Below are 26,235 nucleotides of genomic sequence, written 5' to 3' on the forward strand. Positions count from 1 at the left end.
GGTATTTCTTTCAGGTCAATGCCCGGAGTTCTCTATCTTGCGCAAAAAATTGGGATGAACACCCTCGAAAATATAGCTTCCGTATTTCGCGATACATTCTCTTCACAACCTTTGCTGGTGCAGGGCTGCGGGCGCATCAATATCATTGGTGAGCACACCGACTACAACGAAGGCTTTGTGCTGCCCGCCTCCATCAACAGATATATTTACTTCGCTATAGCCGAGAACGGGACCAATGAGTGCCATTTTCATGCGTTGGACATCAATGATTCCTATCAGTTTTCGCTAAGCGATATCAAAAAGTCAGACAAAAGTTGGGCAAATTACCTTATGGGTATTTTGGATCAGCTTCAGAAGGAAAACATCCTTCTTGAAGGCGTGGATGTTGTTTTTGGCGGCAACCTGCCTATAGGCTCCGGGATGAGCTCTTCCGCAGCACTCGAAGCCGGATTTGCACTGGGTATTTGCAGCCTGTTTAATCTTCAGAAAAGCCGTCAGGAACTGGCACAGCTTGCCCACCGGTCTTCGAACAATTTTATTGGTATCCCTTCAGGCATTATGGACCAGTTTGCCAGCTTGCTGGGGCAACGGGGGCAGGCGATCAAGTTGGATTGCCGCTCCCTGCAGTATGAGTATGTACAACTGGACCTTAAGGACTACGAACTGCTGCTCATCAATACAGGTGTATCGCACGCGCTGGCTAATTCTGCCTACAAAGACCGGGTACGCGAGTGCCGTGAAGGGGCGGAAGCAGTGGCCCAAAAGTTTGAAGGCATTCAATCCCTGCGCGACGTATCTCTGGAACAGCTGGAGGCCTGCCGGGAAGACATGACGGCTGTCGTTTACCAGCGGTGCCGCTATGTCATCGAGGAGAACGAACGCCTGCATCAGGCGCTGCACCTGCTGACGAACGGCGAAATGGAAGCCCTCGGTGAGTTGTTACTCGGCACCCACGAAGGGTTAAGCAAAGAGTATGAGGTCAGCTGCCGCGAGCTCGACTTTCTGGTGGAGCTGGCAAAAGACCACGAAGGCGTTGCCGGTGCCCGCATGATGGGCGGAGGTTTTGGCGGCTGCACCCTTAATCTGGTGAAAAAATCAGCTAAGGAGGACTTCCTGAAGTACGCAAAAAAGGAGTACTACCGGGCCTTTTCCGTACAGGCGGAGCACTACGAGCTCGAAATCGTAGATGGCACTGATATTGTCAGAGGTTAAAAACTATGATCTCAGGAACAGATATTTTACAGTCGGCCTACGACCCGGAAAGGTTCAGGGCCGTAGGGCACGAGCTGATTGATATGCTCGCCGATCATTTAAAATCCGTTCAGGGCCGGGAACAGCAAGCCATTGCTTATTTGCCTCCGGGAGAGCAAGCCACTTTCTGGCAGGATGATCTGATCAACGGAGCGGGTAGCCCCGCCCATTTTTTTCAGGAAATTTTATCGCGCAGTGTGCAGGTGCAGCATCCCCGGTATATGGGGCATCAGGTTTGCCCGCCGGCTCCGCTTGCTGCCCTGAGTAGCTTAGTGGACGGGCTGCTCAACAACGGTATGGCTGTTTACGAAATGGGGATGTCTGCTACCGCTATAGAGCAACAGGTTCTCGCGGTGGTGTCAGGGAGAATGGGCTTCGGCCCGAATGCTGGTGGTGTACTGACCTCGGGAGGTACCCTGGCTAATCTGACTGCGCTGCTCGCTGCCAGGGCAGTGAAAAGCAAACGGGCCATATGGACGGAGGGCGGGCATGAGACGCGCCTTGCCCTTCTGGTATCAGAAGAAGCGCATTATTGCGTAGACCGGGCGGTCCGGATAATGGGCTGGGGTGAAACGGGCATCATCAAAATCCCTGTGGACGACCACTACCGCATGCGGCACGAATGCCTGCCTGAGTATCTGGCTCATGCCAAAGAAGAGGGACTGGAAGTTATCGCCGTCGTAGGCAGCGCCTGCTCCACCTCCACAGGCTCTTTTGATGATCTGAATGCGCTGGCTGATTTTTGCGAGGCGGAAGGGCTTTGGTTGCATGTTGACGGGGCACACGGTGCGGCATTGTCACTCTCTCCACAGTACAAGGCTGTTGTGGACGGTTTGGAACGCGCAGATTCAGTGGCTATGGACTTTCACAAAATGCTGCTCACACCTGTTTTAGCCACCGCTTTAATTTTTAAAAACGGGCCGGACAGCTACCGGACGTTTAGTCAGCGGGCACAATACCTCTGGTCCGGACAAACCGAGCAGGAATGGTACAATCTGGCCAAGCGTACCTTCGAGTGTACCAAGCTGATGATGGGTATGAAGGTACATGCCCTGCTACGTACCTACGGTTTTGAATTGTGGGAAGCTTATCTGGGCAAAGTCATGCAAAACGGCGCTCTTTTTGCGGACCTGGTCCGTGCCCATCCGGACTTTGAGCTGGCGGTTGAGCCGGCTTGTAATATTGTTTGTTTCCGTTACGTGAAGCCTGGCGCCGATCTCAATGAACTGAATGCCCGCATCCGGCAGTCCCTGCTGGAGGATGGCCGCTTTTACATTGTGCAGACCCAGCTCAAAACCGGGCTTTTCCTTCGGGTCACCCTTACCAACCCGCACACTTCGGGTGAAGATATAGAAGCCTTGCTGACGCTGATTGCCAGCAAGGCTCCGGAATTAGGGTGACAACCCACCGCTTTGGGGCGGTCTTCGCTCTTTTAGGCTGGTTTAGAAAGTCGGATGAGCAGGCTTGTTGCCCAGCACCTCCTCAATGCGGTTCAGCACTTCCTCACTCAGCTGGGAGACCAGTTCCAGAGCATCAATATTCTCTTCCAGGTGGTTGACTTTTGAGCCACCGAGTATTACAGTGCTTACATTGGGGTTGGTCAGGCACCATGCAATAGCGAGTTTAGGCATAGAGGTGCCCAGATCATTAGCGATTTTACTGAGTTTCCGGACTTTTTCCAGACGCTCCTCAGTCAGGCTAAGGTCTTTGAGCCACTCAAGGCCTTCCATGCCCAGACGGGTGCCTTCCGGAAATTTATCCAGGTACTTGCCGGTCAGCACACCGGAAGCGAGGGGAGACCAAATAGTGGTACCTAACCCTACGGTTTTGTAAATCTGACTGAATTCCACCTCTACTTTCTCCCTGTGAAACATATTGTATTGCGGCTGCTCCATCGTCGGCCCGATGAGGTTGAGGCGTTGTGCGACCATGTGAGCTTCCATGATTTCCTGAGCAGACCACTCAGAAGTACCCCAGTACAGGATTTTTCCCTGCTGAATGAGGTGGTTCATAGCCCAGACGGTTTCTTCAATGGGCGTATTCTTATCCGGGCGGTGGCAGAAAAACAGGTCGAGATAGTCGACTTGCAATCGCTTCAGGGCAGCATGGCAGGCTTCGAAGATATGCTTTCGGCTAAGCCCGGTCTGATTGGGCTTCTGGCCGCCATCCCCGAAGAACACTTTACTGGAAACGATGTAGGAGCTGCGGTCCCAGTTTTGCTTAGCGAGGATGTTGCCCATCACAATTTCGGACTTGCCCTGAGCGTAAGCCTCTGCATTATCGAAGAAGTTGACGCCCCTTTCATAGGCCGCTACCATGAGCGATTCTGCTGTCTCATCACTGATTTGCTTGCCAAAAGTAAGCCAGGAGCCCAGCGAAAGTGCGCTCACTTGTAGTCCGGATTTTCCGAGCCGGCGGTATTGCATTTCCATAGATTGTATTTGGTTGGTTATTCTTCCAAAGCAACCCGTGCCGGAAAGGGATTGTTTAGGAGGGCGCCACCTAAAACTTCACAGCCGTTCTAATCCCAACGGAGTAGAGATTGCGATTATACTGTTCAAGCGGATCATTGAGCAGCCCGCTGAGCCAAAACTGAAAGGTCGGCTGAATCATAGTGGTGAAACCATCGAAGTGGTGCTCCCAGCCGAGCCCGGAAATAAAGCTGTAGCCCAGCCCGGAGAAGTTATCGCCTTCTGGCTTCTCTGTTACCTGTTCTGAGATATCATCGGTATAGTAAGTGATGCGCTCCCGGTTCGCAATATTGACCGCCATGGAAATTCCCATGGAGAAGAGAAAGTCGTTTTTATCGTCCAGTGTTTGGTAGAAGAGGAGTTCAGCGGGGATTTCAATAAAGTAGTGGACGTAGTTGGTGCGCTGATCTTCGGCACCATCCGGGATGTCATCGCGCAGGTCAACTTCTGTACGCCGGGTTTGGTAACCGCTTTCCACAAAGTAGGCACCGGTTTTGAACGCAATGCGTTCGCTGCGCCACTGCGCCATCAAGCCCGCAGAAAAGGAAAACCGGGATACTTCGAGGTTCTCCAGGCGTTGCGTCTCAGCCGGGTCTACATCGTTGAGTTGGGCGACGAGCCTGCGGTGGCTGATATTCGGGAACAGCTCCACACCAACTTTGAGCTCTGATTGTGCGAAAAGGCTGCCGAAGAGGCAACAGGCGACCAGAAGCAATCCGATTCTCTGCATAAACAACTTTTATGGAAAAACTCAATTCTCCCGGGATTATTGCCCGTCACGGTCCAGAAGGTTGCGTTTTTGAAAATCGGTTAGGATGGTCTTCAGCACTGCATTGGTGGCCCGGTTGGCAGCGATGCCCGCACCCCATTGTTTCCAAACGCCCTTCAATACCCAGGTAATGAAGCTACCGAACAGGCTGGGCTTTACCGATTTGTGATTGTGGTGTTGCAGGATTTGGTGTACCTCTGCCTTCAATTTTTCCTGCTCAGGTATAGGCTCCGGCTTTTCGTATTTATCAGCATTTAGGAAGACCTCACGCAGGCGGTGGCGGATATTGCCCTCAATGCTGAGTAGCTCAGAGGGCTTGAGGCGCTGACGTTTCGGTAGTGGAATCTCCGGGTTGTCCGCTTTTTGGCGGTCAAAGTTCATATCTGGTACAATGGGGTATCCATCTACGGATTCGCTGTAGAACCGCTTGTGGCGCTCATCGCTTGCATCCCAGTCCCGGAAGACGCTATCCCGCTCAGCTGCCTTAGAGGTAGGGATGCAGAAGTAATTGCGCAGAAAACTCTGGCAGTTGCGGCGGCCCAGCTCAAAATCATGTTCGCGGAAGCCCCGGCTGAAAAATCCGCCGAAACCATCAAGCGAACCACAGGAAATGGGGTAGGGGTCCTTCTGATCACCTTCCCGGCGGGAAGGGAATATCATGCGCAGGGTATGGTCAGAAGACAAACCGCCGACCAGGTCGCTTTCTTTCATCATGGCCTGCCCCCGGATTGCGCCCAGGACTTTAGGGACCAGCTCAATCAGCTTTGGGGTTTCCTCCCGGTCCTGCTGAGTTTCCCCTTCAAAGTTGGGGAAAGGGTCAATCATGAGTACGGCATAATTCTGACCTGGGTCGTCCTTGCTTTTTTCTTCGAGTGCCCGGATCACCTCACCGAAAGGTTCATTGTTCACCGTGCCACCATCAACGGCGTAAAAGTCAAAAGTGTCTTCTTCAATTTCAATGCGCAGCCCCTGCGTAGGCAGCTCCCCCTCCTCGTGCCGCTTGGGCGAAAACATGCGGTCTACCATCGCTTTGATATAGGGAGTTTGGGTATTGGTGAGGTGCCGTGGGGCCAGGCCAAGTGGGAAAGCCCCCGTAGCTTTGGCACACTGCAGGAGCGTTTCCCGGTCTAGTGCCTCTTCAGGGTTAAAAGGTAGGGTGTGGTCGTAGTGCTGTGTTCCGGCTGTATTGACTTTAAAATGTGCAATACCTTTATGTAGGTACATACGGTGGGCCGGCTTGGGCGGTTCGCTAAATGCTCTTTCCTTTTTTACTTCATCGAAGAAGTTCACAGCCAAAGGAATTCCCCTAAGGCTGGTAATGGTAAGGATAATCTCCAAATCCTGTGCAATGTAATCTGGCAGCTTTGTGATCCTTTTGAGCTCGGCAGCACGGTCAGCGATTTGATCGATAGGCTGGGAGTTGAGCAGGGAAATGACCCCGCCGTGTTCTTCAATGTCCCCGGTTTGAAGCATTTGCAGGAGCGTAGACATTTTGCCGTCTCCCTTATCGTTGAGGTTGACCCAGGCTTCGTACAGTTTGTTCTGCTCTTTATTCGGGTTGTCGTCGTTGATGGGGCGCAGCCCTTCGAAAAGGCCAAGCGCAGTGATTGCTGCTGTCATCCCTCCGGCAGAAGAGCCGCCCATGACCTCAATAACCACATCGTGCATTGGGACGCTGTGGTCATACTCGGGGTGGTCTTTTCCTAATTGTTTGTTACGCTCCTTGGCGCCTTCCCATTTGGACAGGGTTTCGAGTAAATAGTCGATGACACCGGCTGTGTAGGCACCTGCGGAGACTGCCCCCGCCATTGCAATTCCGATTTTGAAGACTTTCTGTTGTTCAGCCATGATCGTATTTGAGGTTTAGGCGGCGGGTCAACGACCCGCCTCACCAAAGCTAGGGCTTTTTTGTAAATGCAGCAACCGAATTATCGAAGGCCCCGCTTTCGCAGGTTTTCCCGGTAGATAGCGGCATTGCGGTTGTGTGCCGATAGAGTCCGGGCAAAGGAATGAAGGCCGGATCCATCACCTTTGGCACAGAAGTAAAGGTATTCGTGGCCTTCGGCATTAAGCACCGCATCAATACTCGAAATGGACGCCATGGAAATGGGCCCGGGAGGCAGCCCTGCGTACAGGTAGGTGTTGTATGGCGAGTCAAATTTGGTGTGGTAGTCGGTTACCCTGGGCGTACTAAAATCGCGCCGTGCAAAAACGGCAGTGGGGTCTGCCTGTAGGGGCATTCCGATGCGCAGGCGGTTGAGGTATACACCAGCCATTCGGGGTTTTTCGGAACTGACCAGGGTTTCGCGCTCTACGATGGAAGCCAGAGTGTACACCTCGGCGGGCGTCATTTCCTTTTTGGCTGCTTTCGCCTGTCGGTCCTTTTGTTTCCAAAAGCGGTCATGTTCTTTAATCATGCGGTCCATAAAGGCTTCCGGCACAGTATTCCAGTAGAATTCATAGGTATTGGGGATGAACAGGCTCATCAGTGTTTCCGGAGTATAGCCGATGGAGTCGAGGTAGACTTCGTTTTGCATCAGATTCAAGAAAGCCAGGGAGTCCTGCTCTAAAAAACCGGCAACTTTCCCAGCCACCTCTTCAATGAGCCGCTCGTTGTGCAGCACGACATTTACTGGAGCTTGAGGCCCATTGCGCAAATGCCGGATGAGCTCAATATGGTTCCAGCCGGGCTGCAGTTCGAACCGTCCGGGGCGCATGGGGTCGCGCTCGTAGGCCATGCGGTCTGCCAGTACCCGGAACACCTGCTCATCCTGAATGAAATCATGAGCTTTCAGCAAAGTGACAACTTCCTCAAAAGTAGAGGGGGTGGGGATTTTTACGATGTAACTGCCGAGCCCCTCCGGCACAGCGACTTTCGCCAGAAAGGCATTGTAAAGATACAGCCCCGTTCCTATGATGGCTACTGTCAGGAGCAGCAGCGTGGTCTTCACAGCTCTTTTCATAGTGTTCGTCTTTTAATATTGGCCCGTTCCTCTTCTAATATTGCTCTTTTTCATTAGGGAAATTCCCAGAGCGTATATCATCGCCATACTGCTCAGCCGCGCGTTTGATCTCATCAAACAGGTTGAGGTAACGCCTAAGAAAACGCGGCTTAAAGTCTTTAGTGATGCCCAGCAGGTCATGGGAGACCAGGACCTGTCCGCTAACATCAGGGCCGGCACCAATGCCAATGGTTGGGATATCGATGCTTTCTGTTACCCGCTTTGCGAGCTTTGCCGGGATTTTCTCGAGCACAATAGCGAAGCAGCCCAGTTCCTGCAACAACTTCGCGTCTTCTATAAGCTTATTAGCTTCGGCTTCTTCCTTGGCCCGCACGGTGTAGGTGCCAAATTTGTAGATTGACTGCGGGGTAAGCCCAAGGTGCCCCATCACCGGCACTCCAGCCGACAGAATACGTTTGATGGATTCCTGGATTTCGGCACCCCCTTCCAGCTTGACTGCGTGAGCACCGGATTCCTTCATGATTCGGATGGTGGATTCCAGCGCAATGCGGGAATTGCCCTGATAGGAACCAAAGGGAAGGTCTACGACTACCAGCGCACGTTTGACCGCCCGGACCACTGAAGAGGCATGGTAGATCATTTGATCGAGTGTAATGGGAAGGGTCGTTTCGTGCCCAGCCATAACGTTGGAAGCCGAGTCGCCCACCAGCAATACATCGATATTTGCTGCATCAAGGATGCGGGCCATTGAAAAATCATAGGCGGTGAGCATAGTGATTTTCTCATCCCGCTCTTTCATTTCCTGAATGACGTGAGTGGTCATTCGTTTGATATCTTTATTAACGGACATGCGTTCCAGTTTTTTTGGAGCCACAATATAGGCTCAATTCCGTTTGACAAACAAATATTGAGCTGCCTTTGGTTGAATATGGCGAGAGTCAGCAAAAAACAATTCCGTCTTTTAAACGTCAATGCCCGTTTTCATCGTTTGTGAATTTGGAGGTATTTAGATTACCTTTGCCATGCTTTACAGATTACTGCATAATAGTTGAGAATGAAATTAATTAAGCCTTTTGTTCTACTGCTGATTTTGGTTATGGGTTGGAGCGCATGTTCCACCGAAGTGAACCTTGAAGCAGAATGGAAAGACATTCCTATCGTATATGGCTTCCTGAATATTCAGGATACAGCTCATTATATCCGTATACAAAAAGCTTTTCTGGAGCCGGGTGGAGACGCCCTTCAGATCGCTCAGGTGAGTGACTCGCTTTACTACGATGAGGTTAATGTCGTGCTTGAAAACCGGACGCAGGGTACCTCTTTCGTGCTGCAGCGCGTCAATGGAGAAGATGAAGGCTACTTCAAGGAGGAGGGGCTGTTTGCCAACTCTCCAAACATCCTGTACAAACTTGATGCAGAAGAGGCCGGTCTGGAAGGCGGTGATGAGGTGTCGATCCGTGTGGAAAGGGGGGATGAGTTGCCGCCGGCTACCGCTGAGACCATTATTCTGAATGAAATAGACTCCGTAGCGACCTCTCCATCAAACACCATCAACCGCTGGCGCTATAATCAAATGCTTGCTGTAGCCTGGAGCCCCGGGCCAGAGGCACAGATTTTTGATGTCCGTTTTATTATCCACTACCGGGAAGTTACGCCCGGTCAGGGGCAGGACCCGGTAGAAAAAACGCTGGAGTGGGTCGTCAATAAATCTATACTTCGGCAGGATTCTGATAGTCAGCGGGAAAAAGTGGACATACCCGGGCAGGGCTTTTACTCCTTCCTTGGCGCTTCTATCCCGCCTAGTGAGGGTGAGATTCGATTGTTCGACTATATCGACATCATCATTACAGGAGCCGGAGAAGAATTTAGAGACCTTGTGTTAGTGGAACAGGCGAATACCGGTATTACATCGGCGCAAAATATACCCGTTTACACTAATATTGAAGAAGGGCTGGGTGTATTCACCTCACGTTTTCAGCTTGTTCGCCGCGGTATCCGAATCGGCAATGAAGCCCGGGATAGCCTTCAGAACGGCATCTTTACCAAAGACATTAATTTCAATTAGCCAAACCTGCTCTGGCAAATAAGTATCGCGCAGTAACGTTTTGGTTTTTGGGCTGATCAATGGGTGATAATCCCATTAGTTAATCTCCCAAAAACCAAAACCATGGCCAAACACCATGAAACCCAGCCAGAAAATCAGCAGCCGTTAGCAGCATTCGCTTTCCGCCGTGATGGCAGCCTGCTCTGCAAAGGAAAAATCGAAGACGGCAATACTGTTTACTTTGATGCTGATAGCAGATCACTAAGGCACTCCCGGGTTTTCATCCTCCCTGAGCCCGAAACAGGCATTCCGCTTACCAGCCTCAGCATCGAGCGGTTAGAAAGGCGTCAGGCCTTCGAACCTCGTCTGCGATTTAATGAAAATGGCGGATTGATCTTTGAGCGTATTCCTGAACGCATTCGTGAAATCTGGTGGTGGCGCCGTTGCTGTATCCGGGGCCGTATCACCAACCGGGCATCTGTAGAAGGGCAGCTGGAAACCTACCCGGCCTGCAATGCCATCGTGCACATTTGCGAAGTAGACCGTATCCGATGGTGGATTGACCGCATTGACTCCGATTTGCTCGAACGGCTGCGAGGCGATTTGCTGGAGCGCATTCCTATCCCCATTCCAGAGCCACCCCGGCCATTGCCTGACCCACCGCCATTCCGGCCTGAATTTGGGCTGGAGCTGTTGCAAAATGCTAGTTCAAACATTTCTGTCAACCGGATGCCACAAGCAGCCCTGGAAAGCCCCGCTCAGCTTCAGCTGCTGCATCAGCAAATTCAGCGGGTGGACGCAGTGCAGTTCAGGAATATCCTGGCAGATCATTTCGCCCACTTTTTTCCTTATTTCTGCACTTTTCCTTACCTCTGGCCATGGCTGTACCGTTGCGATGAAGTAGCTGTAGTGGAGACTGATCAGAACGGGCGGTTTGAAGCCTGCATTTGGCATCAGGGCGATCAGCCGGATGTCTATGTGTGGTTGGAATATCCTTTGGATGGTGGAAACGTCACGGTGCACCGCCCTCGCGTACCCTGTGCTACGTACTGGGACTACGACTGCGGAGAAGACATCAATATCCAGCTTTCAGATAGCCGCATTCCGCCGGTATGTGGAGGTATTCTGGAGGGAACCTCAGTGGCTATCCGGAGTATTGGCACGCATGTTTCGCCTTTGCATATTGACCAGAGACTTACTAATACCATTACTTTGCCAGGAGACGGTAATTTCCGGACCGTTGGGCTAACCAGCTATGCAACACAGGGACTGGGGAGCTATAGCCCTCAACTCACTAACCAATTTGTTCGCCCCTTTACGGGTAATATACCCATCTACGCGCAGTTTGGAGAAGGGCTTCCCGCCACTAATATTCACTATTTTCAGGTGCAGTACCGGCGGACACATAATGCGGGGTTGCTTACCCTTATCAATCCTTCAGATCTGAATTCAGGTTGGAAGACATTGGAAAGTGGTGCGCTCAATCGGCGCTATGTTTTGCAGGATGGTTTGGACTTCAAATATGAATACTATAATCTCGGGCCTTTTGAGGTTAACGGAGCGCGGGTATACCGCATCCCGCCTCTGGACCCGAAACTGCCTGGCATAGATGGTCAGCCGGCTTCTTCAGACCCTACGGCACGTTGGTCGCGTTATGACAGCGTGGCTATTGCACGGATTAACACCAACCTCCTTGAAGAGGATGGCCTGTATGAATTCCGAGTCCGTTTTTTGGATCAAAATGGCGACCTGGCCAATGTCAATCCATACTTTTTCCGGGTTCCAGATCCTGAAGATGTTAACGCTACCATGGCAGCGCCCAATCTATACATTCGTCAAATTGGGGCCGATGCAGTTTTCCAGTTTAGGATGAGGGTGGATAACCTTAGACCGGCATTGGGTATTTTCGGGGTTTCGCTGGATGGCGATTTCAGCGCAATGACCGATTGTGGCTTTTTGGCCTATCAGTCTGTAAGCCAGCAGGTGGGCCTTTCCTTTAGGGCCAGCCACCCCCGCGGGTTCGGGCTCTTTAACTTCAATGTAGAACGAGGCCGGCGAAACAGCCTGTTCAACCATTTCACTCTTGGCGATGCCAGAGGCGTGGTCACTGGAAGCAAAGCACCATATACCCTTGGGCCAGATGGCATTTACCGGGCTTCCTTCTCTATCGCGGCATTACTGGCTGGTTGTGGAGACAAAGCTGCTTTTTCGGAAAGCTTAACTGCAGTGGGACTGCACACAGATGGCACCCACGCCGGCAACTTCTACCGCAACACCGTAAGCAATGCTTTTGCCATAGCGCCTCAGTAGGATTGCAACACTACTGGCTGGCTTCACTCGCTTCCTGCTTTCGAACATGGTAGTATTTAGTAGGTTAAGAGGGTGAAGCCATTTTGGCTGTAACACCAAAAAACAGAAACGATTATGAAAACAATGATTAAAATGTTGTTTACCCTTGCATTGATCAGTCTGATCAGTTGCGATGTAGACCAAACCCAGGAAGGCGAAATGCCTGATGTGGATGTAAACGTTGAGGAAGGTGAAATGCCGGAATACGACGTAGACTGGGCAGATGTTGATGTGAATACCACCACCCGTACGATCGAAGTGCCCAAGGTGGTCGTTGTTATGGAAGAAGAACACGTAGAAGTACCCGTTGTGGACGTTGACATGCCCAATGAGGAAAAAGAAGAACGCACTATTATGGTGGAAGCTCAGGTAGCGGAAACCAGCCATGAAATAGAGATTGAAGGCATTTATGCCTCCAAAAACCGCTTGATAGTAGTTTCTGAACTGGAAAGTACCGGCCAGGATCTGCAAAAACAGACCATGCGTGTTTCAGACCAGATTGTGCTGAATGCGCCAGACCTTGATGTGAAGCACTACATCATTGGCGAAAAGCCGCGGGGAGATTTTAACAACCAGTACACTTATATCTCCAGCAAGTCTGAAATTGCTGATAAGTTAAGCAAAGCAACAGAAATATTGTAAACCCCAAAACGAAATAATTATGTCAACCCTCTCCGGCAACAAAGTACTACTGGTTATTTTGGCCATCATATTCCCTCCACTTGGCGTAGGGCTTCATACCGGGCTTGCCTCAGCGTTTTGGATAAGCCTGGTGCTGACGCTGTTGTTTTACCTTCCGGGGTTCATTTACGCGCTGTGGGTCATTCTTTAAGAAGAAATAATCCATGAACATATTGGACTGCCGCCAGCTTTGGAATCAAGGCTGGCGGTTTTTTTAACTAATGACGCCATTTACCACGCTTTGTGCTTCCTCCTGCAGCTGCTTCAGGTGGCCCTCGCCTTTGAAGCTTTCCGCATAAATCTTGTAGATATTTTCGGTTCCGGAAGGGCGTGCGGCAAACCAGCCGTTCTCAGTAGCTACCTTTAGCCCGCCGATTGCAGCACCATTGCCTGGTGCTTCTGTCAGTATGGCATCAATAGGTTCACCCGCTAATGTGGAGGAGGTGATCTGATCGGCTGATAGCTTCTTCAGCTTGTCTTTTTGATCCGGCGTTGCTGGCGCATCAATGCGTGCATATACCGGCGCACCGTATGCTGCTGTGAACTCATCGTATATTTCACCCGGATCCTTGCCAGTTGTAGCCGTGATTTCACCAGCCAGCAGCGCAGCGATGATGCCATCTTTATCAGTAGACCACACCTTGCCGTTGCGGTCCAGAAAAGAGGCACCGGCGCTTTCTTCTCCACCGAAGCCCAGGCTGCCGTCAAACAATCCGTCCACAAACCATTTAAAGCCTACAGGGACTTCCACCAGTTTTCGGCCAAGTTTCTTCGCCACACGGTCTATCATTTGGCTGCTCACCAAGGTCTTCCCAATACCTGTATCTGGCGACCAGCCGGGTCGGTGCCGGAAGAGGAAATCTATAGCCACAGCGAGGTAGTGATTGGGCTGTATCAATCCCTGGCTGCGGGTCACGATACCATGCCGGTCGTAGTCGGTATCACAGGCTACGGCTACTGCAAAGCGGTCTTTGAGTGCGAGCAGCCGCTGCATAGCGTAAGCAGAGGAGGGGTCCATACGCACCTTCCCATCCCAGTCCAGCGACATAAACCGGAAAGTTTGGTCTACTTGTGTATCGACAATATTCAAATTGATATTGTAACGGTCGGCAATGCGCTCCCAGTAGCGGACACCAGCGCCGCCCAGGGGGTCCACACCGATTTCCAGTCCTGCGCTCCGGATAGCCTCCAGGTCAATTACCTGATCGAGATCGGCGGTGTAGGCATCCAGGTAGTCGTAGGTCTTCGTTGTGGAGGCTTTCAGAGCTTTCTGCAAAGGTTGCCTTTTGACTTCCTTAAGACCGTTTTCCAGAATTTCATTGGCTTTAGCCTCAATCCATGCGGTGACGCTTCCCTCCGCTGGCCCGCCGTTGGTCATATTGTATTTGAATCCTCCGTCCTGTGGCGGGTTGTGCGAAGGCGTTATAATGATCCCATCTGCGAGTCCGCTTGTCCGCCCGGCGTTGTAGGTCAGAATGGCGTGGCTGACCGCAGGGGTAGGCGCATACTCATTATTGGCGGCAATCATCGTTGGCACTTCGTTGCCCGCCAGGACCTCCAGGGCGGTAGCCTGCGCGGGTTCCGAAAGTGCGTGCGTGTCCATGCCCATAAATACGGGTCCGGTGATGCCCTCCTTATGGCGATAGAGGCAGATGGCTTGTGTGGTCGCCAGAATGTGGTCTTCATTGAAAGAGGCTGTAAGCGAGGAGCCCCGGTGGCCAGAGGTGCCAAAGGAAACCCGCTGCGTACGTTCTGCGGGGTTCGGCTTATCCGTAAAGTATTGGGTAATCAGGCGGGGGAGGTTAACGAGTTCGCCAGTGGTGGCCGGCTTACCGGCATTAGGATGGAGTGCCATGAGCTGGTTTGGGTTTGGTTGAGCTTAAAAATAGGGGACAGGGGGCGGGTGTGCAAGTTTTTCTGAATGTCGGCGCTTTTAATTTCTGCGCATACCATCAATTAAGGTATGTACTTGCTCGGAATTTGAAATGAAGATCTATTTTTAAAAATTACCTCGGGGGATGCATGTGTATTTGTTGCAGGATTCTTCGTACACTAATGAGTTGAGCTCGATTTAATTTAAGGGCCTGTATTGTAGCTCTGCCGGTAGGTGTTAATCCCTTTAGGTAGAGAGGGTTTCTGTCCCATGCAAAATGAGTTTTCCACTGATCTGCCCTCGGGTTATAAATAGGGACTTTTTTATCTGAAATATTGTCTACAGCCTCTGTTTTGTTGTATTTATGGCTATTGCAGCCTCTGCATGATAGGGCTAAGTTTTCCGGAGTCGAAAGTCCTTTTTTTGAAAGCGGAATAATATGTTCTATCTCGAAAGGTTGAGTGGAGATTTCCATAGGTGTAAGGCAGTATTCACAACGACTTACAGCTCTGGTTTCCACCAACTGGCGCAGTTCATGTGAGTGAGAATTTCTACTCATCTGTTAATGAGGGATTTTCAATACCCAAGTCCTGTTTTAGCTTTTTTATGGTAATTCCACGCAGAGCGGCTAGTTCAGCGATTGCCTCCAGCCAATCAGCATTATGTTTTTCGGTTTGCTCTACCAGTCTGGTCAACTCTGCATGCTCTTCCGGAAGTATGGTCTCGTCTTGTAGTTTCTTATATAAGTCATCATAGCGGCGCTGTGCTTTGATAGGAAACCCCTGGTAAATTTTATCCAATAAAGCTAATTCTTTGTCTGAGGGTTTAGGGGATTTACGGCGGGCTATGATATGATTAAGTGCCTCAGAGAACTTTTCAAGGCTATCTAAATCCATTTCAGATAGCCCTTTAAGCAGTTCGTCTGCTTCCAGCTTAATATCCTTTTTAATCTCAATAGTACGCATCAATTCATTTTAGGTAAAAATACGGTTTAATGGGCTAATTGGCAAGGGCTCAATTTTATTGAACTAATCAAATAAAAAAGCCCGGCTGCAACTGCAACCAGGCTTTCGGGGTGCCCGCGAGAGGACTCGAACCTCCACGTCCGTAAGGACACATGAACCTGAATCATGCACGTCTACCAATTCCGCCACGCGGGCTTATAATTATTATCAACGGGATAAATTGCTCTTCCCGCCTTACACTACTTCGTACCGACGGCGGTCATTCCCGTTAGTGCATCCGTAAGGTCGCTGCGCTTCCAACAGCTGCAACAACGGGATAAACTTCTCTTCCCGCCTTACACTACTTCGTACCGACGGCGGGAATCGAACCCGCACTCTGTTGCCAGAACTGGATTTTGAATCCAGCGCGTCTACCAATTCCGCCACGTCGGCATAAGATTGCCGATCAATCGGCGCTGCAATGCTTTAATTGCGGATGCAAATATAGAGCGGTATTTTGAATTTGTAAAGCAAATGGAGCGAAAAAAGTTTCAATAATAACGCTCCATTTGCTTTACGTCTGATAGTCAGTGTGTTCCTAACTAAAAAAACTGCGGATAATATCGAGCCCATTGGCATATAGGACCAGCCCAATTACAATCACAAACCCGACGATGGTGGCTCGCTCCAAAAACTTGTCACTGGGCTTACGGCCAGTGATCATTTCATAAAGGAGGAACATGACATGTCCGCCATCGAGTGCCGGGATAGGCAGGAGGTTCATAAAGGCCAGGATCAAAGACAGCACCGCGGTCATTGTCCAAAAGCGCTCCCAGAGCCATTCGTTGCCAAACATGGAGCCAATGGTACCAAACCCACCCAGACTTTCCGATGCCTTGATGCGGCCACGGAACATTTGCCCGAAGGCTTTTACCTGATCGCCCAGGAAAGTCCAGCCTTTTTGTACACCGGCTGGCATAGCTTGGGCAAAGCTGTATTCCTTACGTTTGGTGCCGAATAGCTCGCCTGCAAGTACCCGCTCTACCCCGATCATGCCGTTTTCCGTAGTGGTCAGGCTGAGCTGCAGGGTGTCAGAGGTATTCCGCAAAACAGTAAGATCTACTTCCACCCCATCTTTACCACGGATAGCTCTTGCAAAGTCGATAAACCAGGGCGTGGGCTGCCCATCCAGCCCTATAATCTGATCTTCGGGTTTGATGCCTGCTTTTTCTGCCGGGCCATCCTCCATTATATCTTTGATTTTGAAGGGCATACGTGGGTAAAAGAGCGCCTTGTTCTTGTATTCGTAGCTTGAGAGCAGCGTAACGTATTTGGGATCAATCGGGACTTCCACTTCCCGGCCTTCCCGCTCCACCGTGATCTTGTCGGCATTATTGATAATGATTTCGCGGACCACCAATCGGTCGTTGAATTGCTCATAAGGCTTACCAGCTATGCTAAGGATGTGGTCTCCATCGCGCAGCCCCATTTCCTGCCCCAGCGAATCTACCTGAATACCGTATTCGAGGTTCTCGTTGGGCAGGTACTCTTGTCCGTATACCCAAAGCACAAAACCATAGAGCAGGAAGCCGAGAATAAAGTTAACTGTCACACCGCCCAGCATAATAATTAGCCGTTGCCAGGCCGGCTTGGAGCGGAACTCCCATGGCTGCGGTTCCTCGCTCATTTGTTCGGTATCGAAGCTCTCATCGATCATACCGGAGATCTTGACATAGCCGCCCAGGGGCAGCCAGCCGATCCCGTACTCGGTTTCTCCAATTTGTTTCTTGTACAATTCAAACCATGGATCAAAAAAGAGGTAGAATTTCTCCACACGGGTGCCAAACAGGCGAGCCGGTAGAAAGTGGCCCAGCTCATGCAGTACAATCAAAATAGAAAGGCTAAGCATCAACTGCCCGCCCATAATTAGATAATCCATAAATTATTTTCTTCCTTGCAGGATGGTTAGTTTATCGAACAAAAGAACAGCTTCGTTCCGGTTATGTTGTTTAGGAGCGGGCAAAGGTAGTTAAATATTATATTAGCGCCGCAGATTTCAGGACGAAACGGACCGGAACAGCAAAGTTAGAACATGAATATTTTTTTTACAGATCAGGTGAGGGGAGAGGTGGCTGCGCTTCCTGAAAGTGAAGCCCGGCATTGTATTCAGGTGCTTCGCCATAAAGTCGGCGACCGCATCCGCTTTATAGACGGGCAGGGCGGGCTATACGAAGGGGAGATTGCTGAGGCAGGCAAAAAGACATGCCTGCTGAAGGTCATTTCTCATAAGGAAAACCACGGCAAACGCTCTTACCGGGTACACCTTGCAGTTGCTCCGACCAAAAACATCAGCCGGATGGAGTGGCTGCTGGAAAAAGCCACTGAAATTGGGTTAGATACCTTCACGCCCTTGCTATGCAGTCATTCCGAACGCCGGGTGCTGAAGATGGAGCGGCTGGAGAAAATTGTACTCTCCGCTGCAAAGCAGTCCGTTAAAGCCTATTTGCCCCAACTCAACCCCCTGATCGGGTTTGACGATTTTTTGGCAGAAACAGACCGGGAAGCTGACCGTTTCATCGCTTATTTAGGCAATGGCGTTAAGGGGGCCTTAAAACAAAACTACAAAGCCGGGCAAGACGTTTGTTTGTTGATTGGCCCGGAAGGCGGTTTCAGCCCGCAGGAAGCCGAGGCTGCTGCCGAGGCAGGATTTACCCCTGTTACTTTAGGCGAAAGCCGCCTGCGGACTGAGACGGCAGCCCTTGTTGCCTGCCATACTATTCATCTATTAAATGCATAATCCATGTTGAGAATTGGAATGGGGCTTATTGCGATCTTTTTGATATCATTTACTACACCGGCCGACCCTGGTGCAGGAACTTTGAAGATGGGCCTGCTTAAGTATAACGGAGGGGGCGACTGGTACGCCAACCCCACTGCACTGCCTAATCTTGCCGCCTTTTGTAATGTGCAATTAGGTACTGACTTCGATACGGAATATGAAGAAGTAGAAGTGGGGAGCGTAGAGTTGTACAACTTTGCTTTTGTACACATGACCGGTCATGGAAATGTAGTCTTCTCAGATGCAGAAGCAGAAAATCTACGCAATTATCTGTTGGGAGGCGGTTTCCTTCATATCGACGATAACTACGGCATGGACCCTTACGTGCGGGTAGCTATGAAGAAGGTATTCCCGGAGCAGGAATTTGTAGAGTTGCCATTTGAGCACCAGGTTTTTCACCAGAAGTTTGAGTTTGAGAATGGGTTGCCGAAAGTGCATAAACACGATGACAAGCCAGCACAAGCCTTTGGTTTGTTTCACGAAGGCAGGATGGTTTGCCTGTATTCTTTCGAGTCAGACCTGGGCGATGGCTGGGAAGACGAAGACGTGCACAACGACCCGGAGCCTATTCGTCGCCGGGCCCTTCAGATGGGGGCTAACATTATACAATTCGCTTTTCAGCAGTAGGAATTACTGCCAGATCACAGACCGTTTGCGCCGGATATAGTTCCGTACATTAAGCCAGAAGGCTACGAAAATGTACAGAATTACCGGTGACCCCAGGGCCACGAACGAAATGTAAATAAAATTGATGCGCACGCGGGCAGAAGCGATCCCCATTTTGTCTCCGAGATAGCTGCATACACCAAACGCTGATCTTTCCATTAAGTCTTTTACGTATCGCATAAGCCATTTTTTGGTCAGGCACTTCACTTCCGTGCAATGCCGGGCAGGCCACCTCAACCTGTCATCAGGTATAACGTTTAATCCGGTTGAGGCGTTGCCGGCAAGCGGGATTCCGGTCAAAAAGCATAGCAATGCCCGCTATTGTTCTGGAACAAATCCCTAACAATAAAATAGGTAAATGGATTACACAACCGGCAAAAAAATTACGTTACCGGAGGCAATGCCCATGATTATTCTGCGATAGCCGTCATGGCATCGTTCATAGACACCTGCTCATAAACGGCAGCACCGTTTTCCAGAGAGTGTCCAGGTTCTTGCATATTGCCTTCCGAGCCGGAAAAAAGGAAAAACGCACCGGCGGCGCCAAAAACGAGAAGCAATGCGATAATAATAGTTTCGATGTTCGACTTGTTACGTGCCATGATGTTTGGTTGTTTGTTGCAGCAGCAGCACTGGCAGGGCTGAAAGCTGCGGTTTAGGAATGCGGGGGGCTTTCCCGTCGGGGCAGCAGAGCGCTCCGACGCGGCATAGGAATGCCATGGCAAGTGCGGGGCACTTTACCGGGCAAAAGGTTTCGACAAGGCACAGCAAGGGCTTTCAGCTTCCATTGCAATGGAGGCTGTTACTCAGGAGCGGGCATAGCTCGCCCCTTTAGCGGCGTGCGGTCAGGCACGTGCTATTCAGGCATAGGAGTAGCAGGGCAAGCGGATACACTTGCCAGAGGTACAGGCATACATTGGACACAATGATAGCCTGGTGTTTGCCGGGCTATCAGGCAAAAAATGTAAAGGGCCTGCGGGGTACGCTACCGCACCTGGCCAATACTGTGTTTGAAATCGGTGGTTGTAGATGGCCTGCGAATTGCAAGCGTAGGAGTGTTGTTTAAGGAGGAGATGGTGCAGTGCAGCCTTTGGGGCAGTAGTTGCCCAGGCAGTCTGCACCCGGTTTGTAAGGGTTCTGCATAGGTTGTCTTGGTTTACTGAATGATTATGATTGCAGGCATACAGTTTTCCGACTGTGCCTATGCAAATATTATAAAAATTATCTATATATGTATGGTTTGACTGTGTTTTATTAAAAAAAATCTTCATTTGTTTTTCTGTATTGTGTTCATATACAGAGCTGCAAAATATATGCCAAAAATAGTATGTGTTTATTTTAAGCTTGTACTTACAGGCTTAGGCTCGCTTAAAGGCGGTAGCAAGAGCCACAGTTTACCGTAGGATTTGAGGTTGCCGGCTTCCTGTGCAGCTGCATCTCCAATACCGGTGTAAAAGTCGACATGCCCGGGGCCACGGATAGCGCCGCCGACATCCTGCGCAATTAGCAAGCGGTAATCATGTCCGATCACGCGCTGTTTGCGGTTGTCGAAAATGGGGAAAGCCGCGAGGAGGCAGCTTCCCAGGGGGATATACCTGCGGTCGACAGCTATGGAGTAGCCGGGAGTGAGGGGCACGTTGCCGGCTCCGGATGGTACTGTTTGCTGACGGATGAAAAAAGTATAGGAAGGGTTTTGAAACAGAATGGTGTCAGTCAAGGTAGGGTTTTTGAGCAGGAACTTGCGGATGCCGCGGATAGAAAGGTCGGGGATATTAAGGTCCGGCTGTTCCATGATATATTTTTCAATACTCAGATAGGGGTGTCGGTTGCTGCCATTGTATGAAAAGAGCTCCCGGGTGCCATCCGGGTATTCCACATAACCGGAGCCCTGAACCTGCATATAGTACAGGTCCACCTTATTGGCGGCATAAGCAAGCTCGAGCCCCATACTGTCGAGCACCCCTTCCCCTTCAATCTGAGCGCGGGTAGGAAGAGCGCCTTCCCAGTCAAGTGGGCGGCTGTAAATCGGATATTTGAACGGCCCGGAAGGTTCCCGGGATACTTTTATTACCGGTGTGAAGTACCCTGTGAACTGTACATTCCCACGCTGGTCCCTCCCCCAGATCTGATAGGCGTTCAGATACTTCTCCATGCCAAAGGGTTGTGCGTGCTGCCATGCGGCGAGCATTTCAGTGACTTCACGGAGCGCTTCGTGCCGTATTCTCAGGTTTCCTACCTGATAATTGCTTCGGCTTCGGGCAAGGTCCAGTAATTTAAGGTTGTGCTGTAGGGCTTCTACTGCTTTCCCATCAATGATGGGCAGCGTGAGGGAATCCAGAGGGATAGGAGTGTAAATATCCTGCTGTCTGGGTTGTCCCTGCACCCTTCCGTATCTGTCGATTTTCAGCTTTTTTGGCTTATGGCGGGCATCAGGGGTATCAACTGGAAGTTGCCCGGACTCGGGAGAAGGCCCACAGCCAGTCAGAGCAGTGAGCGCCAGGCAAATGACAGCCGTGCGTATTTTCATGAGGAGATAGGTTGATGCCACCAACAATTATACTATAAAAATTAGTGACTTCCAAAGGGCTTTTGGGCAGTGATCAGCCCATAATACCAAAGCCCCTGTCTCAGTGCCTGGAACTGTCGTATACTGCCAAGGATATTATTGTGCTGTGCCCGGGTCCGGATACCAATAGGGTGAAGCAGGTAATTGGCCCATAGCCAGCGTCGGGAAATCAAGTAAAGATTTTTGAGGGAGATAAATGTATAGCGGGTATAATCCTGAATTTGGATATTCTCAAAGCCCGTACTTTCCAGGTGAGCGTGATGCTCGTGCGTACTATCAAGGTCCGGTATGGCCCAGCGGTTGACCCAATCCAGCAGCAGTTTTTCCTGCGCATCAGGGAGTGGTCTTTGGTACCGGATATATTCGGCAATGACAATTCGGCCTCCGGGTTTCAGGAGGCGTGCAGCTTCCCGGTAGAAGGCGGCTTTGTTTTGCGCATGACAAAGGCTTTCACAGGCCCAGATCGTATCTACGCTGTTGTCTTCCATGGGCACCTGACAGTAGTCGCCTTCAATAAATTGGCAAAGGTGGGCGAGCCTGCGTTCTGAAGCCTGTTTTTCAGCGGTGGCAACTTGGGTGGCAACGGGCGTAATACCCGTTACCCGTACAGATTTTTGGGCGGCCAGCCACAAACTGCTGCCGCCGTTGCCACAACCGGCGTCAAGGACATGCTCTCCGGGCTCTACTTTGCCCAATGCTGCCATAATTTGGTTGGTATTCAGCAGCGCCTGCTCGTGTGTCCGGTGGTTGCGGTCATAAAAACCGAAATGTACAGCCTGATTGTCTTCATTGAGCCAGGCAACTTTGTAGTCAAACCGGGTTTCATCATAATAACGAATGACATCACTAAAATGGGTCGTCTGCAGGGGAGGGGTGGGCATGGGCTCCTAAATCTGTTTCTGCTGGCAAAATAGGGAATTTTGAGGACTGCCATGAAAATAGCGCAGCCCCGCCAGCCATTCGGCTAACGGGGCTGCTGTAAGTAGAACAATGAGTTGGTGTTATGCTCTGCCTTTTAGCATCATATTCCAGTACATGAATGGCAGGCCGTACTTCTTGAGCACCCACATCGGGTAGAGCTCTTTTGAAGTGTCAAAGAACTTGGACAACATCGGGTCGCTGTCCCGTTCGCCTTCGTAGTTGAACTCCGCAAGTACCATTTTGCCATAGCCTGTCACCAGTGGGCAGGAAGAGTAGCCCTGATAGTCGTTATTGAGCTTGCCGTCATTGGCGATGGCATGGAAGAGGTTCTCTACGACCACGGGAGCCTGCTTGCGTACGGCTGCTCCGGTCTTTGCTGTCGGTAAAGCTGCGGCATCACCCAGTGCGAAAACATTTGGGTATCGCTTGTGCTTCAGGGTATTAATGTCTACTTCAATCCAGCCTTTGGTAGGGCCATCCTGTACGGCGAGCTGAGACTCCTGAATAAAATCGGGTGCAGCTTGTGGTGGGGCAAGGTGGAGCATATCGAACTCTATCATAGCGTGGCCTTCTACAACTTCTTCTTTCTCAGTGTCACGGTAGTTATAGCACACGGCAGAAATCTTGTCGTATTCCTTCACGATGTCAAAGTATACCCGCTTATTTTCCCCGTCAATTTTTTTAATTCGGTGGAAGAAGCGCAGCTGCAACCCTTTGCGGTCCACCACCTTCATAAGGGTAGACTTAAACGGTTCTACCCCGAAGATCACACTGCCCGGTGTCAGGAACACGATGTCGGACTTCTCGCGTACGCCCTGCTTACGCCAGTAGTCATCCGCCAGATACATGATTTTCTGTGGAGCACCACCGCATTTAATGGGCGTGGCAGGTTGGGTGAAAATAGCGTTACCGCCTTTAAATTCCTGAAGGACTTCCCAGGTGTAATCCGGATCTACATAATTGCTGCAGACCTGGTTCTTGTTCATTGTTTCTTCCAGGCCTTCAATCTGCGAATAGTCATACTTAACCCCCGGGCAGGCCACCAGGTAGTCGTAGAATACCTTAGTGCCGTCTTTGAGTACGACCTCGTTGTTATCCGGGTTGACAGCGGCCACATATTCCTGAATCCACTGCGCGCCTTTTGGGATTAGGTCGCCCATGTTGCGCTCCGTGTCCTTATAATTAAAGGTGCCTGCGCCTACCAGCGTCCAGGCGGGCTGATAGTAATGCTTTGATGCGGGATCAATAATGGCAATGTCCAGGTTTTTGTCTTTGAGGAGTAGTTGAGCAGCAACGGTAATACCAGCCGTGCCTGCTCCAATGATCACTATCTGATGTTTCATGTGAATTGGCTTTAATAATGTTTGGTGAAGTTAGAGCCAATCCTTTTTTTCTTTTGTGTGCCCGGTCACACAAGAGGGTGATAAAAATCATTAAAAGTGTTAATAGTTATTGCCAGGAGCATGCTGATGAGCGACCCCAGCCTTTTATGGCGGGTACTCCGATGCAGTACATAGGTAAGATGAATAACCTGGAGGTTTAGGGGGCGAAAAGTTGGATTGAGGTTCAGCGTCGCTGATCCGGCTTTTCTTTCTCAAGGTAGATGTCCCCGAATGTCACGGAAATCGTTACATTGGGGTAGTACTCCGCCCGGGGCTGGAATTCTACCTTTTTAATCTCGTCTGTATTCTTCAGGAATTCCATTTTGAGATTGCTGGGAAAGTAAATACTGCCGTGCTGAGCGGTGAGGGCATAGCCGTAGTCCAGCAGCCGGGGGTCGAAGAGGAAAATGTCACTTTTGGTGCCGGTAATATTGAGATCTAATAATCCGGCAGAAGCTGAAAGGATACGCACATCTCCATAGTTAGCTTCAATGCTGTACAGGCCCTTGATCTCCTCCAGAGTCACGTTTGAACGCCGGGCATTGATCATGATGTCGCCATCGAGGCGTTTACCGGAAACATCGCCAAAACGTGTGGAAAGATCAATGCTGCCCTTAACATTTTCAAGCCCAACCGGGCTGAACTCGCCCTGATAGCGGAACCCTTTGGCGAGGTTGATGACGTTGGCCGTGCCAAAATAGTTTTTCAGGTAGACCGGGCAGTCTTCGGGTACTCTTACTACATAGCGGGCAGAGAGATTGGAAGCAGGCTTAGGGGCCCCTTCTGGCACAGAGATGTAGTTGCGCACGTAGATTTTGTTGCGTACGCGCTCTGCGATATACTTGATCGCTTCAATATCAGCCTCTGCAGTGGTTTTGTCGGGATGTTTGGCAATGAATTCAACAGTAAGGGCGATTTCGTCCTTATTCCAGGTTTCGATAGAGACATCAGCTTTTTCGCCTTCGATGTTCACTTCATAGGTTTCCCGGTATTTGAAGGTTTTTTCCAACCGTTTGGTGATGACGTGGAGGTTGGTGGTCTGTGCCATCAGCCCGTTGCCGGGAAAGCTCAGCCCGTAAAGAGCGAGCATTATCCAAAGTGGCTTTGGGAAAAGCCGGCTTAGGCTTCGTTTGCCAGCCTGCAGCGCCCGAAGAGTCCGGGTTGCGCTAAATAAAGGGTTCCAATTTTTCATTATTGGTCCAGATATTTTGATGGGCAATGGTGATTAAATTTGAGTAATCATTTCCCGGATCAGGCCGGAGCGTTCTTTTTCGATCTCGCTCATTTGCCGGATGAGCTGAGCGTCTTTTCCATAGCGCTCCATCATTTTGGCCACTTCCTCCTGAGCGTCTTTCAGGTCTGCCCACTCGGATAGCAGCAGTTCATAGGTAGGCAGTTGTTTCGCTACCGGGTCTTCACGGAATTCGTTTACCGCTTTTTGCATCAAAGCATCCGCCTGCCCCCAGTCTTCAATACTGGCGAATTGGGCTCTTGTGGTCTGCTGATCATAAGTGTAGGTGGCTTGCAACGGTGCCTCATCCGGTTGCGACCAGGCCCACCAAAGACCGAGTACCAGGGCAATAGCCGCTGCTGCTCTGGTCAGCATCATTAGTTGGAATCTGCGGGCGGGTGGCCTGATACCCCCTTCAATAGCCGTCCAGACTTTGGCTGGAGGCGCATATTGAGGGAGCTTTGCGAGAACTTCCGTTAGCTGCTGTTGGGATGTGTCCGCTTCAAGCGTGTCCGTGATGCGTGCCCAAACCATAGAAGGAGGTGTGTAGGCAGGCAGCTCATGCAGAGCAGAATGCAATGGGGCTTCAGCAGCTACTTTATCTAATTCCCGGTCGATCTCCTGCCAGCATTTTGCCGGGGGAGCATAGACCGGCATTCGGGAAAGTGCATCTTTCAGGGTCGTTCGGTTTTGCTCACTCATCGATTAGGAGTTGTAATGTTCTAGTGATTCCCGCAGCCGCTTTTTAGCATGGAATAGCTGCGATTTGGAGGTGCCAACCGAGACACCCAGCATTTCTGCTACTTCTTTGTGCGGGTAGCCTTCAATTTCTATCAGGACGAATACCGCCCGGTAGCCTTCCGGTAGTGCCTGAATGGCCCGTTCGAGGTATTCAACATCCAGTTGGTGCCCCCAGTTAATAGCTTCCTCCCTGAGGTTATGTTCCAGGGGCTCAAATTTCAGTTGACGCTTAATATGGCTCAAAGCTGTTCGGACTACTATTGTTTTGATCCAGGCCCCAAGCGTAGACTCCCGCCTGAACTTAGGCAATGCCCGAAAGACCTTGATAAAGGCATCCTGTAAAACATCATTGGCGGAATCAAAGTCGTTGGTGATCCGGTATGCGGCCGTATACATGGCTTTACAATACCGCTCGTACAGCTCGCGTTGCGCAAGGCGGTCGTGGGCCAGGCAGCCTTCAATAAGTTCTGATTCCGTCATACTTTTTGTCACATAAACCATGAGCCTGGAGTTCTCCTTTAGTTTTCGGTTACAAAGAGCGCTC

General features: G+C 50.6%; 25 protein-coding genes and 2 tRNA genes. 8 read left to right on the forward strand and 19 right to left on the reverse strand.

Going from position 1 to position 26,235, the window contains the following annotated elements; translation table 11 throughout:
* Positions 1–54 precede the first annotated feature (54 nt).
* Positions 55–1,212, forward strand: a complete 1,158-nt coding sequence (gene galK / locus IX84_RS22085; RefSeq protein ID WP_044226003.1) for a galactokinase — start codon at positions 55–57, stop codon at positions 1,210–1,212.
* A gap of 5 nt (positions 1,213–1,217) precedes the next feature.
* Positions 1,218–2,651 carry a pyridoxal phosphate-dependent decarboxylase family protein gene (locus IX84_RS22090; protein ID WP_044226006.1) on the forward strand — a complete coding sequence of 478 codons (1,434 nt, stop codon included), beginning with the start codon at positions 1,218–1,220 and terminating at the stop codon, positions 2,649–2,651.
* A 42-nt stretch (positions 2,652–2,693) separates the two neighbouring features.
* Here IX84_RS22090 and IX84_RS22095 read toward each other — a convergent pair whose 3' ends face one another.
* The 5 genes from IX84_RS22095 to panB form a co-directional block, all read right to left on the reverse strand.
* A complete protein-coding gene (locus tag IX84_RS22095; protein ID WP_044226322.1) occupies positions 2,694–3,677 on the reverse strand; it encodes a potassium channel beta subunit family protein in 984 nt (327 codons plus the stop codon).
* A gap of 76 nt (positions 3,678–3,753) precedes the next feature.
* The gene (locus IX84_RS22100) at positions 3,754–4,452 is read right to left on the reverse strand and encodes an outer membrane beta-barrel protein (protein WP_044226009.1); all 699 of its coding nucleotides are present in this window, start codon (positions 4,450–4,452) and stop codon (positions 3,754–3,756) included.
* A gap of 36 nt (positions 4,453–4,488) precedes the next feature.
* Positions 4,489–6,339, reverse strand: coding sequence for a patatin-like phospholipase family protein (locus IX84_RS22105; protein WP_044226012.1), 1,851 nt, complete (start codon positions 6,337–6,339; stop codon positions 4,489–4,491).
* Positions 6,340–6,419: 80 nt separating this feature from the next.
* Positions 6,420–7,454, reverse strand: a complete 1,035-nt coding sequence (gene mltG / locus IX84_RS22110; protein ID WP_044226014.1) for an endolytic transglycosylase MltG — start codon at positions 7,452–7,454, stop codon at positions 6,420–6,422.
* Positions 7,455–7,488: 34 nt separating this feature from the next.
* The gene (gene panB / locus IX84_RS22115; protein ID WP_044226017.1) at positions 7,489–8,304 is read right to left on the reverse strand and encodes a 3-methyl-2-oxobutanoate hydroxymethyltransferase; all 816 of its coding nucleotides are present in this window, start codon (positions 8,302–8,304) and stop codon (positions 7,489–7,491) included.
* Positions 8,305–8,508: 204 nt separating this feature from the next.
* Between panB and IX84_RS22120 the strand changes: the two genes are divergently transcribed.
* The 4 genes from IX84_RS22120 (at position 8,509) to IX84_RS31380 (ending at position 12,679) form a co-directional block, all read left to right on the forward strand.
* Positions 8,509–9,519 (forward strand): DUF4249 family protein, encoded by a 1,011-nt coding sequence (locus IX84_RS22120; protein WP_044226021.1) that lies wholly within the window; start codon positions 8,509–8,511, stop codon positions 9,517–9,519.
* Positions 9,520–9,621: 102 nt separating this feature from the next.
* Entirely contained in the window at positions 9,622–11,808 is a 2,187-nt protein-coding gene (locus IX84_RS22125; RefSeq protein WP_044226025.1) for a hypothetical protein, read from the forward strand.
* A 114-nt stretch (positions 11,809–11,922) separates the two neighbouring features.
* The gene (locus IX84_RS22130; RefSeq protein ID WP_044226028.1) at positions 11,923–12,489 is read left to right on the forward strand and encodes a hypothetical protein; all 567 of its coding nucleotides are present in this window, start codon (positions 11,923–11,925) and stop codon (positions 12,487–12,489) included.
* Positions 12,490–12,508: 19 nt separating this feature from the next.
* Positions 12,509–12,679 (forward strand): YqaE/Pmp3 family membrane protein, encoded by a 171-nt coding sequence (locus tag IX84_RS31380; protein WP_052516306.1) that lies wholly within the window; start codon positions 12,509–12,511, stop codon positions 12,677–12,679.
* 63 nt (positions 12,680–12,742) lie between these two features.
* Here the strand turns inward: IX84_RS31380 and pgm are convergent, their stop codons facing one another.
* From pgm to rseP, 6 genes are all read right to left on the reverse strand, one after another.
* Entirely contained in the window at positions 12,743–14,383 is a 1,641-nt protein-coding gene (pgm, locus tag IX84_RS22135; protein ID WP_044226031.1) for a phosphoglucomutase (alpha-D-glucose-1,6-bisphosphate-dependent), read from the reverse strand.
* A gap of 151 nt (positions 14,384–14,534) precedes the next feature.
* Positions 14,535–14,960, reverse strand: a complete 426-nt coding sequence (locus tag IX84_RS34700) for an HNH endonuclease (RefSeq protein ID WP_044226036.1) — start codon at positions 14,958–14,960, stop codon at positions 14,535–14,537.
* Positions 14,953–15,366 carry a hypothetical protein gene (locus IX84_RS22145; protein ID WP_044226038.1) on the reverse strand — a complete coding sequence of 138 codons (414 nt, stop codon included), beginning with the start codon at positions 15,364–15,366 and terminating at the stop codon, positions 14,953–14,955. The genes IX84_RS34700 and IX84_RS22145 overlap by 8 nt, the downstream gene beginning before the upstream one ends.
* 111 nt (positions 15,367–15,477) lie before the next feature.
* Positions 15,478–15,561: transfer RNA gene (locus IX84_RS22150), tRNA-Leu, on the reverse strand.
* A 153-nt stretch (positions 15,562–15,714) separates the two neighbouring features.
* Positions 15,715–15,798 (reverse strand) — tRNA-Leu (locus tag IX84_RS22155).
* A gap of 145 nt (positions 15,799–15,943) precedes the next feature.
* The gene (gene rseP / locus IX84_RS22160) at positions 15,944–17,284 is read right to left on the reverse strand and encodes an RIP metalloprotease RseP (protein WP_044226041.1); all 1,341 of its coding nucleotides are present in this window, start codon (positions 17,282–17,284) and stop codon (positions 15,944–15,946) included.
* Between the two features lie 153 nt (positions 17,285–17,437).
* Here rseP and IX84_RS22165 point away from each other — a divergent pair, with 153 nt between their 5' ends.
* Together IX84_RS22165 and IX84_RS22170 are read left to right on the forward strand one after the other, a co-directional pair.
* On the forward strand, positions 17,438–18,142 hold the full coding sequence (locus tag IX84_RS22165; RefSeq protein WP_044226043.1) for a 16S rRNA (uracil(1498)-N(3))-methyltransferase: 705 nt from the start codon (positions 17,438–17,440) through the stop codon (positions 18,140–18,142).
* Between the two features lie 3 nt (positions 18,143–18,145).
* Positions 18,146–18,811: a DUF4159 domain-containing protein gene (locus tag IX84_RS22170; protein ID WP_052516307.1), complete on the forward strand. Its 666-nt coding sequence runs from the start codon at positions 18,146–18,148 to the stop codon at positions 18,809–18,811.
* A gap of 3 nt (positions 18,812–18,814) precedes the next feature.
* On the opposite strand, the gene IX84_RS22175 is transcribed toward IX84_RS22170, so the two are convergent.
* The 8 genes from IX84_RS22175 to IX84_RS22215 all read right to left on the reverse strand — a co-directional run bounded on the left by IX84_RS22175 (position 18,815) and on the right by IX84_RS22215 (position 26,171).
* Positions 18,815–19,030 carry a PspC family transcriptional regulator gene (locus IX84_RS22175; RefSeq protein WP_044226048.1) on the reverse strand — a complete coding sequence of 72 codons (216 nt, stop codon included), beginning with the start codon at positions 19,028–19,030 and terminating at the stop codon, positions 18,815–18,817.
* 230 nt (positions 19,031–19,260) lie between these two features.
* Entirely contained in the window at positions 19,261–19,452 is a 192-nt protein-coding gene (locus IX84_RS22180) for a hypothetical protein (RefSeq protein WP_044226051.1), read from the reverse strand.
* Between the two features lie 731 nt (positions 19,453–20,183).
* Positions 20,184–21,377: a murein transglycosylase A gene (mltA, locus tag IX84_RS22185; protein ID WP_052516308.1), complete on the reverse strand. Its 1,194-nt coding sequence runs from the start codon at positions 21,375–21,377 to the stop codon at positions 20,184–20,186.
* 41 nt (positions 21,378–21,418) lie between these two features.
* Positions 21,419–22,297, reverse strand: a complete 879-nt coding sequence (locus IX84_RS22190; protein ID WP_044226054.1) for a methyltransferase domain-containing protein — start codon at positions 22,295–22,297, stop codon at positions 21,419–21,421.
* Between the two features lie 120 nt (positions 22,298–22,417).
* Positions 22,418–23,680 (reverse strand): NAD(P)/FAD-dependent oxidoreductase, encoded by a 1,263-nt coding sequence (locus tag IX84_RS22195; RefSeq protein WP_044226057.1) that lies wholly within the window; start codon positions 23,678–23,680, stop codon positions 22,418–22,420.
* Positions 23,681–23,903: 223 nt separating this feature from the next.
* Positions 23,904–24,911, reverse strand: coding sequence for a hypothetical protein (locus IX84_RS22205; RefSeq protein ID WP_044226063.1), 1,008 nt, complete (start codon positions 24,909–24,911; stop codon positions 23,904–23,906).
* Between the two features lie 33 nt (positions 24,912–24,944).
* Entirely contained in the window at positions 24,945–25,652 is a 708-nt protein-coding gene (locus IX84_RS22210) for a hypothetical protein (protein ID WP_152605196.1), read from the reverse strand.
* Positions 25,653–25,655: 3 nt separating this feature from the next.
* Positions 25,656–26,171, reverse strand: a complete 516-nt coding sequence (locus IX84_RS22215) for an RNA polymerase sigma factor (RefSeq protein WP_238578323.1) — start codon at positions 26,169–26,171, stop codon at positions 25,656–25,658.
* Positions 26,172–26,235 lie beyond the last annotated feature (64 nt).

Source organism: Phaeodactylibacter xiamenensis, assembly GCF_000759025.1.
Lineage (GTDB): Bacteria > Bacteroidota > Bacteroidia > Chitinophagales > Saprospiraceae > Phaeodactylibacter > Phaeodactylibacter xiamenensis.